The following is a 12,502-nucleotide window of genomic DNA, read 5'->3' as shown; positions in this document are numbered from 1 at the left end:
CAGCGCGTCCGCGCCCGCACCGCCGTAGGACTCCGGCACATGGACCGCGTGCAGATCGGCCGCGACCAGCGCGTCCAGCGCCTCCTGGGGGAACCGGCCCTCCTCGTCGACCGCCGCCGCGAACGGCGTGATCTTCGCCTCCGCCAGCGCACGGACCGTCTCCCGGAGCATGTCGTGCTCCTCGGACAGGCGATACAGGTCGAAATCGGCAGCCGTGTCGTTCTTCTCCCGCGCCACTGCTCACTCACTCCCACGTCTGTTAACTACCGTTAAGTAATCCAAAGGGTAGGGCGTGTCCGGGCCCCCGGCCAGGGCCCGACTATGCTCGGGCAGGCATTCCGCCCGACCTCACTGGAGTCCCGTATGGCCCTCAAGATCACCGTGATCGGCACCGGCTACCTCGGCGCCACGCACGCAGCGGCCATGGCGGAGCTCGGTTTCGAGGTGCTCGGCCTCGACGTCGTGCCCGAGAAGATCGAGCTGCTGGCCACCGGTCGCGTACCGATGTACGAGCCCGGCCTGGAGGAACTGCTCTCCCGGCACGTCGCCGGGATCGAGGGATCGACGGGCCGGCTGCGCTTCACCACCTCCTGGGACGAGGTCGGCGCCTTCGGCGACGTGCACTTCGTCTGCGTGAACACCCCGCAGAAGCACGGCGAGTACGCGTGTGACATGAGCTACGTCGACGCGGCGTTCAGCTCGCTGGCGGGCGTGGTGCGCGAGGGCGCGCTCGTCGTCGGCAAGTCGACCGTGCCGGTCGGCTCCGCCGAGCGGCTCGCGGAGCTGCTGCCGGAGGGCGTGGAGCTGGCCTGGAATCCGGAGTTCCTGCGCGAGGGCTTCGCGGTGAAGGACACGCTCCACCCGGACCGGGTGGTCGCCGGTGTGCGGAGCGAGCGGGCCGAGAAGGTGCTGCGTGAGGTGTACGCCACGCCGATCGCCGAGGGCACGCCCTTCGTCGTGACCGACTTCCCGACCGCCGAGCTGGTGAAGACCGCCGCGAACTCCTTCCTCGCGACCAAGATCTCCTTCATCAACGCGATGGCCGAGGTCTGCGAGGCCGCGGGCGGCGACGTCGCGAAGCTGGCCGAGGCGATCGGCTACGACGAGCGGATCGGCTCCAAGTTCCTGCGCGCCGGGATCGGCTTCGGCGGCGGCTGTCTGCCGAAGGACATCCGCGCGTTCATGGCGCGGGCGGGTGAACTGGGCGCGGACCAGGCGCTCACCTTCCTGCGTGAGATCGACTCCATCAACATGCGGCGGCGCGGCCAGATGGTCGAGATGGCGCGGGACGCGGTCGGCGGCGGGTCGTTCCTCGGCAAGCGGGTCGCGGTGCTCGGCGCCACGTTCAAGCCGGACTCGGACGACGTACGGGACTCGCCGGCGCTGAACGTGGCCGGACAGATCCACCTCCAGGGCGGCCAGGTCACGGTCTACGACCCGAAGGGCATGGAGAACGCCCGCCGGCTCTTCCCGACGCTGGGGTACGCCGCGTCGGCCCTGGAGGCGGTGCGCGGGGCGGACGTCGTGCTGCACCTGACGGAGTGGCGAGAGTTCCGCGACGACCTGGACCCGGCGGAGCTGGCCGCGGCGGCCGGCTCCCGGGTGATCCTGGACGGCCGCAACGCGCTGGACGCCACGCGGTGGCGCGAGGCGGGCTGGACGTACCGCGCGATGGGACGTCCGCGGGCCTAGCGAACGGACCGGGAAGGGTCCCGCCTCCCTCACAGGGGGGCGGGACCCTTTCCGTATCCGGCAAGAGGGCGGGACCTTCCCTGTCCGGCGGCGGGCCCCTTCCCGTATCTCCGGGCGCCTGCCGGGTCCGCCGTCAGGCCGCGGGGCGCGGGCGCGACGTGCGGGCGAGGAACTCCGCCTCCCGCAGGGTCCGGGTGGCGTTGTCGTGGGCGAGGGCGGCCAGGTCCGGGGCGGGCCAGCCGCGGCGCAGCAGCTCGGCGAAGAGCGGCGCGTAGCCGGCCGCCGGGTCCGTGGTGTGGGACAGGCCCACACAGCGCGGGCCTGCCAGGGCGCGGACGCGGTCGAGGGCGTCGGCGGTCGCCGGCAGATCCCCGGTCACCGGGAGCATGCAGACGCCGCCGTTCTCGCCGATCAGCCCGAGGACCTCGTCCGTCAGCTCCTCCGGGTCCGCGCGCGTCGCCAGGACCGGGGCCCTGGTGAGCGCGAGGGTGCGGCGGACCGTCTCCGGGTCGGCCCCGGAGAGGTCCACGACGAGCCCCAGGCGGTTCATCTCCCGTACGGCCTCGCGGGTGAAGCCGTCGAACCGGGTGAGGTTGACGGCCCGCACCCCGAGCGCGTGGTACGCCCGCACGGCGGCGATCGAGCCGGCCAGGGCCGACCAGCTCACGGGACCCAGGAGCGCGGCGACCCGGCCGCAGTTGACGGCGTGGCCCATCTCGGCGGTGCTGTGCGCGAGGCGCAGCTCCTCGGGGTAGGCGGCGACGAGCGCACGGATCCCGTCGATGCGGCGCAGCGTTCCTACGACGTCCTCGTCGGGCCCGGAGCGGAGGGACCAGAGCTGGGCCCCGGCCTCCGCCGCCCGTACCGGCGCGGGGTCCTCGGGGTCGAACACCCGGGGCGGGACCGTGTGCCCCTCGACGACGGGCTGCGCGGCGAGCAGTGCCTGCGCACGGGTCAACTCGTCGCGAGGCAGCTGTTGTTCGGGGGCGTCGAGGTCACCGGACGCGGCGCCGGCGTGCTCGACGGAGAAGGGGTGATGATCTTCCAGATCTGCCATGGCCTGACAACTCCGAACGTACTGGGCAGTACCGCCCACCGTGGCACGAAACCCCTCGTGAAGAGCGGTGGAGTAGGCCGTTCAGGGGACGGCGGCGACCTCGCGGCTCCTTCCGGTTGCGACCGTGGCCCGCCGCCGGTTCGGTTCGGCGACGGGCCACGCGAGAAGTGACCACTCGTCAGGAGGCTGGCACGTCCAGGGATTCGATCGTCGCGTTCGACGGGCCGCGGCGGGCGCGCAGGTCGCGGGAGACCGCCTCCGCGTCGCGCAGGGCGCGGACCGCGTTGGACCACGTCAGCTTCGCGAGGTCGGTGTGCGACCAGCCGCGGTGGAGGAGCTCGGCGATCAGGTTCGGGTAGCCCGCGACGTCGTCGAGACCGGCCGGGGTGAACGCCGTACCGTCGTAATCGCCGCCGATGCCGATGTGGTCGATGCCGGCCACCTCGCGCATGTGGTCGAGGTGGTCCGCCACCGTCGCCGCCGTGGCGATGGGGCGTGGGTGGTCGGCCTCGAAGGCGCGGTGGAGCTTCATCGCCTCGGCGGTGGTGTCGAGGTGGTGGAAGCCGTGTGCCCGCAGGTTGTCGTCCGCGCGGGCCGTCCACTCCACGGCGGCGGGCAGGATGAACTTCGGCACGAACGTGGCCATCGCGACCCCGCCGTTCCCCGGGAGCCGCTCCAGGACGTCGTCCGGGATGTTCCGCGGGTGGTCGCAGATCGCGAGCGCCGAGGAGTGCGAGAAGATCACCGGCGCGACGGAGGTGTCCAGCGCGTCCCGCATCGTCGTCGCGGCGACGTGCGAGAGGTCGACGAGCATGCCCGTCCGGTTCATCTCCCGGACGACCTCGTGACCGAAGGGAGAGAGGCCGCCGACGCCCGGGGCGTCGGTCGCCGAGTCCGCCCACGCGGTGTTGTCGTTGTGGGTGAGCGTCATGTAGCGCACGCCCAGGGTGTGCAGCGCGCGCAGCGTGGCGAGGGAGTCGTTGATGGAGTGGCCGCCCTCGGCGCCCTTGAGGGAGGCGATACGGCCCTGCTTGCGCGCCGTCTCCATGTCGTCCGCCGTCAGGGCGGGGGCCAGCTCGCCCGCGTACCGCTCCAGGAGTTGGTCGACGATGTCGATCTGCTCCAGGGTGGCGCTGACCGCGTCGTCCCCGGTCAGCTCGGTGGAGACGTACACCGACCAGAACTGCGCGCCGACGCCGCCGGCCCGCAGCCGGGCGAGGTCGGTGTGGAGCGCGCCGGTCTGGTCGGCCGCGATGTCGAGCCGGTCCAGGTCGTAGCCGGCGTGCTTGCGCAGCGCCCAGGGCAGGTCGTTGTGTCCGTCGACGACGGGGGCGGAGACCAGCAGCTCCAGGGCCTCCGCCAGCCGGGCGGCCGCGCTCGCCGGGGCGCTCACTTGGCGAAGCCGAACGACTCCGAGCCCTCGACCTTGGCCCGCAGCCGCTTGCCCTTCTCGGTCGCCTGGTCGTTCAGCTCCTGCTGGAACTCCCGCATCCGGCCGAGCAGTTCGGGGTCGTGCGCGGCGAGGATCCGGGCGGCGAGGAGACCCGCGTTGCGGGCCCCGCCGACGGAGACGGTGGCCACGGGCACGCCGGCCGGCATCTGCACGATCGACAGGAGCGAGTCCATGCCGTCGAGGTACTTCAGCGGGACGGGCACGCCGATGACCGGGAGCGGGGTCACGGAGGCGAGCATGCCCGGCAGATGGGCGGCGCCGCCCGCGCCCGCGATGATCGCCTTCAGTCCGCGGTCGGCGGCCTGCTCGCCGTACGCGATCATCTCGTGCGGCATCCGGTGCGCGGAGACGACGTCGACCTCGTACGCGATCTCGAACTCGTCCAGGGCCTGGGCCGCGGCCTCCATGACGGGCCAGTCGGAGTCGGATCCCATGACGATGCCTACGACGGGGTTCACAGGGCTCATTCGGTGATCGTTCCTCGCAGGTAGCCGGCGGCGTGACGGGCGCGCTCCAGCACGTCGTCCAGGTCGTCGCCGTAGGTGTTGACGTGCCCCACCTTGCGGCCGGGCTTCACGTCCTTGCCATACATGTGGATCTTGAGCTGGGGGTCCCGGGCCATGCAGTGCAGATAGGCGTAGTACATGTCCGGGTAGTCCCCGCCCAGGACGTTGCACATGACCGTCCACGGGGCGCGCGGGCGGGGATCGCCCAGCGGGAGGTCGAGGACGGCGCGGACGTGGTTGGCGAACTGCGAGGTGATCGCCCCGTCCTGGGTCCAGTGACCGGAGTTGTGCGGACGCATGGCGAGCTCGTTGACCAGGATCCGGCCGTCGCGCGTCTCGAACAGCTCCACGGCGAGGTGCCCGACGACGTCGAGCTCCTTGGCGATCCGCAGCGCGAGTTCCTGGGCCTGGCCGGCCAGCTCGTCCGACAGTCCGGGCGCGGGCGCGATGACGGTGTCGCAGACGCCGTCGACCTGCTGCGACTCGACGACGGGGTAGGCGACGGCCTGGCCGTGCGGGGAGCGGACGATGTTCGCGGCGAGCTCGCGCGTGAAGTCGACCTTCTCCTCGGCGAGGACCCGGACGCCCGCACGGAACGGGTCGTGGGCGTCCTCTGCCGTACGGACGAACCAGACGCCCTTGCCGTCGTAGCCGCCGCTGACCGTCTTGAGGATGATCGGGAACCCGCCCACCTCGGCCGCGAAGGCCGCCGCGTCCGCCGGATCGGCGACGATCCGGTGGCGGGGGCTCGGCGCGCCGATCTCGTCGAGCTTCGCGCGCATCACCCCCTTGTCCTGGGCGTGCACCAGCGCGGCGCGACCTGGGCGGACGACGACGCCGTCCTCCTCCAGGGCATGCAGATGTTCGGCGGGGACGTGTTCGTGATCGAAGGTGATCACGTCACAGCCACGCGCGAAGTCACGCAGCGTAGCCAGGTCGCGATAGTCGCCGAGGACGACCTCGCTCACCACCTGCGCCGCCGAATCCTGCGGGGTGTCACTGAGCAGCTTGAACTTGATGCCGAGGGGGATGCCCGCCTCGTGGGTCATACGGGCGAGCTGACCGCCACCGACCATGCCGACTACGGGGAACGTCACCCTCTTAGGGTATCCGCACGATGCGCGAAGCCCGCCCCGCCTGTGCTTTACGACAGCGCAACGGGATTCTCAGAGGTTTGCGACGTCCTCGGGCGGGTCACAGGTGGGCTGGTTAGCATGGCTTGGTTGACGAAACCGAACGGACGGGGCTGAGCAATCACCATGAGTGAACAGAGCGCACTGCGTGTGCGGCTTGACCGGCTCACACGTGAGTTCGCCAAGTTCGGCGCGGTCGGTGGTGTCGGCCTTCTGGTGGACCTGGGGGTCTTCAACCTCGTCCGCCAGGTGACGGAGCTTCCCGTGGTCCGGGCGAGTGTCATCGCCACGGTCGTCGCGATCGGCTTCAACTATCTGGGCTTCCGGTACTTCACCTACCGGGACCGCGACAAGAGCAGCCGCACGAAGGAGCTGACGCTCTTCCTGCTCTTCAGCGTCGCCGGTCTGGTGATCCAGAACGGCATCCTCTACGCGGCGACGTACGGCTTCGGCTGGGACAGCCCGCTGCAGAGCAACTTCTTCAAGTTCTTCGGCATCGGCGTCGCGACGCTGTTCCGCTTCTGGTCGTACCGCACCTGGGTCTTCCGGACGCTGCCGGCCAGGGAGGCCGTGCAGACCGCCGAATCGTTCCTGGAGCAGGCTCCCAAGCAGTCCACGAGGAAGCAGCCGGACCGCGTGCTCTGACGTCGGGCACGTTCCCTCAGGGCGGGCGCGGCTCCGACCGCCGGGCACGTCCTCTCACCCCGCGGGCGCTGACGCCCGCGACAGCTACCGGACGGGGCGTTCCCCCGACTCGTCCCCGCGGCTCCTGACCTCGCGGCTCAGGAAGAGCGCGAAGACCGGCGGATGCTGCTGGAGCAGTTCGAGCCGGCCACCGTCCGCCTCCGCGAGGTCCCGGGCGACTGCCAGACCGATGCCGGTGGAGCTGCGGCCGCTGACGGCCCGCTCGAAGATCCGCGCGCCGAGATCGGCGGGGACGCCGGGGCCCTCGTCGGTGACCTCGATCACCGACTGGTTGCCGGTGACGCGGGTCCGCAGGGCGACGGTGCCGCCGCCGTGCATGAGCGAGTTCTCGATCAGCGCGGCGAGGACCTGGGCCACTGCGCCCGGAGTGCCGACCGCGCGCATGCCCTGCTTGCCGGAGTGGACGATGGCGCGGCCCGCGCTGCGGTACGCCGGGCGCCACTCCTCGATCTGCTGCTTGATGACCTCGTCGAGGTCGAAGGCGAGCGCGGAGCCGGTACGGGGGTCGCGGGAGTTCGTCAGAAGCCGCTCGACGACGTCGGTGAGCCGCTCGACCTGCGTGAGCGCGATCGTCGCCTCCTCCTTGACCGTGGGAAGGTCGTCGGCGACGGCGACCTCCTCCAGGCGCATCGAGAGTGCGGTCAGCGGTGTACGGAGCTGGTGCGAGGCGTCGGCGGCGAGACGGCGCTCGGCGGTGAGCATCCGGGCGATGCGCTCCGCGGACGCGTCGAGGACGTCGGCGACCCGGTCCAGCTCCGGAACCCCGTACCGCTTGTGGCGCGGGCGCGGATCGCCGGACCCGAGGCGTTCGGCGGTCTCGGCGAGGTCCGTGAGCGGGGACGTGAGCTTGTTCGCCTGGCGTACGGCGAGGAGGACGGCGGCCACGACGGCGAGCAGCGCCACGGCTCCGATGATCAGCAGGGTCCGGGCGACCTCGCTGGTGATCGTGGAGCGGGACTCCTCGACGGTCACGGTCTCGCCGCGCTCGCCCTCGGCGCTGCCCCGGATGACATCGCCCTCGGGGCGCGTGCCGATCTCGATGGGGGCGCGGCCGGGGATGTCGATCAGCGCGTACCGCTTGGCTCCGCTCTGCTCGGCGAGGATGTCGGGGTTGACCGGCTCCCCGCCGAAGAGCCGGCTGTCGACGATGGAGACGAGCCGGAGGGCCTCGGAGTCCACGCTCTCCTGGGCACTGGAGGAGATCGTGCGCGTCTCGACGAGGACGAGGGAGACCCCGAAGACGCCGATGACGACGAGGACGACGGCGAGGGTGGAGTTGATCAGACGACGACGCACGGGGCCCTCCGGGGGCGGGGCGGAGCACGAGGAGCTTCCCCGAGCGTACGGGCGGCGCCTCCCCGCCCGGACCAGGTCGCGGGCGGGGTGGGCCCGGCCCGATCCGAAGGAGAGTCCCTAGCTCTTCTCGAAGCGGAAGCCGACGCCGCGGACGGTCGCGATGTAGCGGGGGTTCGCCGCGTCGTCGCCGAGCTTCTTGCGGAGCCAGGAGATGTGCATGTCCAGGGTCTTCGTCGAGGACCACCACGTGGTGTCCCAGACCTCCCGCATCAGCTGGTCGCGGGTGACCACCCGGCCGGCGTCGCGGACGAGGACCCGCAGGAGGTCGAACTCCTTCGCCGTGAGCTGGAGCTCCTCGTCGCCCATCCAGGCGCGGTGCGACTCGACGTCGATCCGTACGCCGTGCGTCGCCGGAGCGACCGCAGGCTCCGTGGCGCCGCGCCGGAGCAGGGCCCGGACGCGGGCGAGGAGTTCGGCCAGGCGGAACGGCTTCGTCACGTAGTCGTCGGCGCCCGCGTCGAGCCCGACCACGGTGTCGACCTCGTCCGCGCGGGCCGTCAGGACCAGGATCGGAACCGTGTGCCCCTCGGCGCGCAGCCGCCGGGCGACCTCCAGGCCGTCCATGCCGGGCAGCCCGAGATCGAGCACCACGAGGTCGACGCCGCCCTGGAGTCCGGCGTCGAGCGCGGTCGGTCCGTCCTCCCGCACCTCGACCTCGTATCCCTCTCTGCGCAGGGCGCGCGCCAGCGGCTCCGAGATGGATGCGTCGTCCTCGGCGAGCAGTACACGGGTCATGGAGTGATGGTAGTCCGCACGGTGGACGCCCAGGGGCATGATCCACAGGGTGCCGGGGCAGCCTGCGGATCAAGGCAAGTAATCTGCACATGACCTTCGAATAGGGCCCGTTGGTTCCTTCGCCACCTGTGATCCATCTCTCAAGTCCTTCCATATCCGGCACTGTCGTGTCGTATGGTGGCGAGACGTCTGTAGCGGTAATCGGGGACCTTTGGCTCGCTAAGCGCGCCAAGGGTCTCTTTTCTGCACGAGGTCGGCATCGCCAACCTTGAGACGGTGAACGACCTGTGGGCCGGGTTCCGTGGCGCGATACGGCGTCGCGGGGCGTGGATCCCGGTGGAGTACGAACACTCCAGCCGGTGCCGGCCTCCCCCACCGGGCGCACCACGCTCACAAGGCGCGCGTCCCGACAGAGCAAGGATCGACATGGCGTCCAGCCTGACGAAGGATTCCACCGGAACCCCTGGTTCCGAGAAGACCTTCTTCGGCCACCCCCGCGGCCTGGCCACTCTCTTCATGACCGAGATGTGGGAGCGCTTCTCCTGGTACGGAATGCGCGGCATCCTCGTCCTCTACCTGGTCGCGGGTGTGCTCGACGGCCCTCTGGAGGGTCGTGAGGCGCTGGCCGCCTCCATCTACGGCGTGTACAACGCGGTCGTCTACATGGCCGCGATGCCCGGCGGCTGGGTGGCCGACCGACTCTGGGGCGCGCGCAAGGCGGTCCTCGTCGGCGGCATCGTCATCGCCCTGGGCCACTTCACCCTGGCCATCCCCTCGGACACGGCGTTCTTCGCGGGCCTCGCGCTCATCGCCGCCGGTACGGGTCTGCTGAAGCCAAACATCTCGGCCATGGTCGGCGGCCTCTACGAGGGCCAGCCGAGCGCCCGCCGCGACGCCGGCTTCACGCTCTTCTACATGGCGATCAACATCGGCGGCATGGCCGCTCCGCTGGTCGTCGGCTACCTGGGTGAGAACGTCAACTGGCACCTCGGCTTCGCCGTCGCCGGTCTCGGCATGACGCTGGCCGTCGCGCAGTACATCGTCGGCTCCCGTCACCTCGGCGACGTGGGCAAGAACCCGGGCACCCCGGCGACGCCCGAGGAGAAGCGGAGCGCGCTGCGCAAGGTCCTGCTGTGGGGCGGACTGGCCGTCGGCGCCCTCCTGGTGGACATCGTGCTCGGCACGTACGACATCGAGCACATCGTGAACGTGCTCGCGGTCCTCGGCATCGTCGTGCCGGTCGTGTACTTCGTCGCGATGTACCGGAACCCGGCCCTCGGCGCCGCGGACAAGCCCAAGATCAAGGCCTTCGCCTGGTTCTTCGCCACGGCGGTCCTGTTCTGGATGATCTACGACCAGTCGGGCTCGCTGCTCACGCTCTTCGCGGACAACAAGACCGACCGTCTGATCGGCGGCTGGGAGTTCCCGGCCTCCTGGTACCAGTCGGTGAACCCGGCGATGGTCATCATCCTGGCGCCGCTCTTCGCCGCGCTGTGGGTCAGGCTCGCCAAGCGCAACCGTGAGCCGAGCGCCCCGATGAAGTTCGCCCTCGCGATGCTCCTCATCGGCGGCTCGTTCGCCATCATGGGCCTCGCGGGTGCCGCCGCGGCCAACAGCGACACCGGCAAGGTCACCGTCTTCTGGCTGCTGAGCGTCTACCTCGTCCAGACCATCGGCGAGATGTGCCTCTCGCCGGTCGGCCTGTCGCTGTCGACGAAGCTGGCGCCGAAGCAGTTCGTGGGCCAGATCATGGGTCTGTGGTTCCTGGCGACGGCGACGGGCAACGCCCTGAACGGCTGGACCACCAAGCTCAACGAGCCGCTGGGCGACGCCATGTACTACTCCCTGTGGGCGGTCATCGCCGTCGCAGCGGGCCTGGCGTTCATGACGGCCGGCAAGAAGATCCGCGCCCTCATGGGCGACGTGCGCTGACGTCCGTCGCACAAGGGTCTGGCCCGGCACACCTCACGTGTGCCGGGCCAGACCCTTTCTCGGTCGGGGACGAGCCGCCCCCGACGCGCTACTTCGTCTGCGCGCTGAAACCGCGCAGGAAGTTCTTCGTGCCACACCGGACGTTCGACTTCTGCCCCGGTCCGACCCAGGGGCCGTAGAGCGTCCACGTCATCACGTGCTCACGGGCCCCCTGGACCTGGTCGCACTTGATGACCACACGGTGCTGCTTGACCGCCTTGCCGCTACCGGCCTTGCAGGTCGAATAGGCCGTGGGGCGGCCCAGCTTGTCCATGCTCGCGTACGCCTTGCAGCTGTACTTGGCGGCCGCCTGGGCCGGAGCGGCGGTGACAAGACCGGCCCCAGCGGCGCCCATCATCACCGAGAGTGCTCCCGCGGCGAACTTCTTCCCCCAGCGCATGTGCGTTCCTTTCTGCATGTCGGGCCCCCGAACGGGGGCCCGACATGGCGTTCACCTGCTGGTCAGGCAGGTTCGTACGTTGCACGCCTTCACTTCGGCGAACGCTCAGAAACCAATCACGTACGTCCTGTCATCACAAGACGTTACCGAGGGATCTGAGAAACATCTGAGCATCGCCGTCCGATGTCGCCGACTCCGCGTCAGCGCCTCAGGCGGGCCCACGGGGTGAACGTGAACACCGCGCCGCCCAGCAGGATCACCGTGCCGGCGACCAGGGCGAGGGCGCGCAGGGCGCCGTCGTCCTCGGCGCCCGTCTCGGCGAGCCCGCCGCCCGAGCCGCCGTCGCCGGAGCCGCCGCCGGCCGCCGCGTCACCGCCGCCCGCCGCGCCGCCGTCCTGCTTGGTGGTGTCGAGCTCCAGCGATGCCTGGACGGAACCCTTGACCTGGCAGGGGATCACGATCGGCGAGCCGCCGAGCGAGACGTTGATGGTCAGGGTGCCGGGGCTGAGCGTGGACTTGCCGCTCGCACCGGGCTTGTACGTGCCCTTCATGTCCGGCAGGTCGACCGGCTTGCCCTGCTCCAGCGGGGCGGAGTTCGCCGGACCCTCGACCTTGACCGTGCCGCTGTCGGCGCCGCCGATCCTGACCGCCATGGACGGCTTGAGCGCGCCCGCGGGAAGCGGGGCCGGGCTGTCCATGACGCTCTTGGCGGTCTTGACCGTGAGGTCGTAGGAGCCGCCGTTCTTCTTGGCGTTGACCGTCACCTTGGACGTGATGTTCGCCGGACCCGGCGACTGGCAGGCGAACTGGACCGAGACCTCCTTGCCGGTGAAGTCGGTCTGCCCGCCACCGCCTCCTGACGTACTCCCGCCGGAGGCCGTCGAACCGCCGCTCGTCGTCGAACCGCCACTCGTGGTCGAACCGCCGCTCGTCGTCGAACCGCCCGACGTCGAGCCGCCGCCCGCCGACACCTTGATCTTCGCCCCGACCGCCACCGTCTCCTTCGGCGAACACTTCGTGTCCGTCGACATCGGCTTCGAGACGTTGATCGTGTACTTGTCCGGCGTGAGCGTGATCTCGCCCGCCTTCTCCAGCTTCAGCTTCCCCTTCATCTCGGGCAGCACCATGGGGCTGTTCTTCGGGATGGGCGGGTTCTGCCGCGGTCCCTCCATGTTCAGCGTGCCGCTCGCCGCGCCGCCGACCTTGATGACGCCGGTCGGCTTCACCGTGTCCTTCTCCAGGTCGAGGATGTCGGGGTTCTTCGACGCCGCCTCGACCGTCTTCCAGACGACCTCCACCTCGTCGCCGACCTTCGCCTCCGCGGGCGCGGTGATCTGCACCTTCGTGGTGCCCTGCACCGGTGGGAGGCCGGAGATGGACGGCGGAATGCACTCGGTCTTGTACGCGACCTCGGCGGCCTGAGCGGGGCTGGCGGCCAGCATGATCCCCGCGCCGCCGAGCATCAGCGCGACTCCCGCCGCGCTCATCCTCCGT

The 12,502-nt window shown here is 70.5% G+C and carries 12 protein-coding genes; 3 read left to right on the top strand and 9 right to left on the bottom strand.

The annotated features are described in order from the left end of the window. Window positions 1-237 (bottom strand): acyl-CoA dehydrogenase family protein (locus ACF1G2_RS28735; RefSeq protein WP_391801074.1); only part of this gene is annotated, 237 nt, incomplete at its 3' end. A 126-nt stretch (window positions 238-363) separates the two neighbouring features. Between ACF1G2_RS28735 and ACF1G2_RS28730 the strand changes: the two genes are divergently transcribed. Next, window positions 364-1,692, top strand: a complete 1,329-nt coding sequence (locus ACF1G2_RS28730) for a UDP-glucose dehydrogenase family protein (RefSeq protein ID WP_391801073.1) — start codon at window positions 364-366, stop codon at window positions 1,690-1,692. Window positions 1,693-1,825: 133 nt separating this feature from the next. Here the strand turns inward: ACF1G2_RS28730 and ACF1G2_RS28725 are convergent, their stop codons facing one another. From ACF1G2_RS28725 to ACF1G2_RS28710, 4 genes are all read right to left on the bottom strand, one after another. Beyond that, a complete protein-coding gene (locus tag ACF1G2_RS28725) occupies window positions 1,826-2,749 on the bottom strand; it encodes a membrane dipeptidase (RefSeq protein ID WP_391801072.1) in 924 nt (307 codons plus the stop codon). 178 nt (window positions 2,750-2,927) lie between these two features. Continuing rightward, a complete protein-coding gene (locus ACF1G2_RS28720) occupies window positions 2,928-4,142 on the bottom strand; it encodes a dipeptidase (RefSeq protein WP_391801071.1) in 1,215 nt (404 codons plus the stop codon). After that, on the bottom strand, window positions 4,139-4,669 hold the full coding sequence (purE, locus tag ACF1G2_RS28715) for a 5-(carboxyamino)imidazole ribonucleotide mutase (RefSeq protein WP_391801070.1): 531 nt from the start codon (window positions 4,667-4,669) through the stop codon (window positions 4,139-4,141). Before purE ends, ACF1G2_RS28720 begins: the two co-directional genes overlap by 4 nt. Then, window positions 4,666-5,784 carry a 5-(carboxyamino)imidazole ribonucleotide synthase gene (locus ACF1G2_RS28710; RefSeq protein WP_391801085.1) on the bottom strand — a complete coding sequence of 373 codons (1,119 nt, stop codon included), beginning with the start codon at window positions 5,782-5,784 and terminating at the stop codon, window positions 4,666-4,668. The genes purE and ACF1G2_RS28710 overlap by 4 nt, the downstream gene beginning before the upstream one ends. A 183-nt stretch (window positions 5,785-5,967) precedes the next feature. Here ACF1G2_RS28710 and ACF1G2_RS28705 point away from each other — a divergent pair, with 183 nt between their 5' ends. Further along, window positions 5,968-6,486, top strand: a complete 519-nt coding sequence (locus tag ACF1G2_RS28705; RefSeq protein ID WP_391801069.1) for a GtrA family protein — start codon at window positions 5,968-5,970, stop codon at window positions 6,484-6,486. Window positions 6,487-6,570: 84 nt separating this feature from the next. Here ACF1G2_RS28705 and ACF1G2_RS28700 read toward each other — a convergent pair whose 3' ends face one another. Beyond that, complete coding sequence (locus ACF1G2_RS28700; RefSeq protein WP_391801068.1) at window positions 6,571-7,842, bottom strand: ATP-binding protein; 1,272 nt, start codon at window positions 7,840-7,842, stop codon at window positions 6,571-6,573. A 117-nt stretch (window positions 7,843-7,959) separates the two neighbouring features. Then, complete coding sequence (locus ACF1G2_RS28695; RefSeq protein WP_376446148.1) at window positions 7,960-8,637, bottom strand: response regulator transcription factor; 678 nt, start codon at window positions 8,635-8,637, stop codon at window positions 7,960-7,962. 426 nt (window positions 8,638-9,063) lie between these two features. On the opposite strand from ACF1G2_RS28695, the gene ACF1G2_RS28690 reads away from it, so the two are divergent. After that, window positions 9,064-10,569 carry a peptide MFS transporter gene (locus ACF1G2_RS28690; protein ID WP_391801067.1) on the top strand — a complete coding sequence of 502 codons (1,506 nt, stop codon included), beginning with the start codon at window positions 9,064-9,066 and terminating at the stop codon, window positions 10,567-10,569. Between the two features lie 88 nt (window positions 10,570-10,657). Here ACF1G2_RS28690 and ACF1G2_RS28685 read toward each other — a convergent pair whose 3' ends face one another. Next, entirely contained in the window at window positions 10,658-11,008 is a 351-nt protein-coding gene (locus ACF1G2_RS28685; RefSeq protein ID WP_391801066.1) for a hypothetical protein, read from the bottom strand. Window positions 11,009-11,208: 200 nt separating this feature from the next. Next, entirely contained in the window at window positions 11,209-12,495 is a 1,287-nt protein-coding gene (locus ACF1G2_RS28680; protein ID WP_391801065.1) for a hypothetical protein, read from the bottom strand. Window positions 12,496-12,502: the final 7 nt, after the last annotated feature.

The sequence above is a fragment of the Streptomyces sp. NPDC013457 genome (assembly GCF_043089925.1).
In the GTDB taxonomy this organism is placed as follows: domain Bacteria; phylum Actinomycetota; class Actinomycetes; order Streptomycetales; family Streptomycetaceae; genus Streptomyces.
The sequence above is the reverse complement of the archived record's forward strand: the minus strand, read 5'-3'. Positions and strand labels throughout refer to the sequence as shown.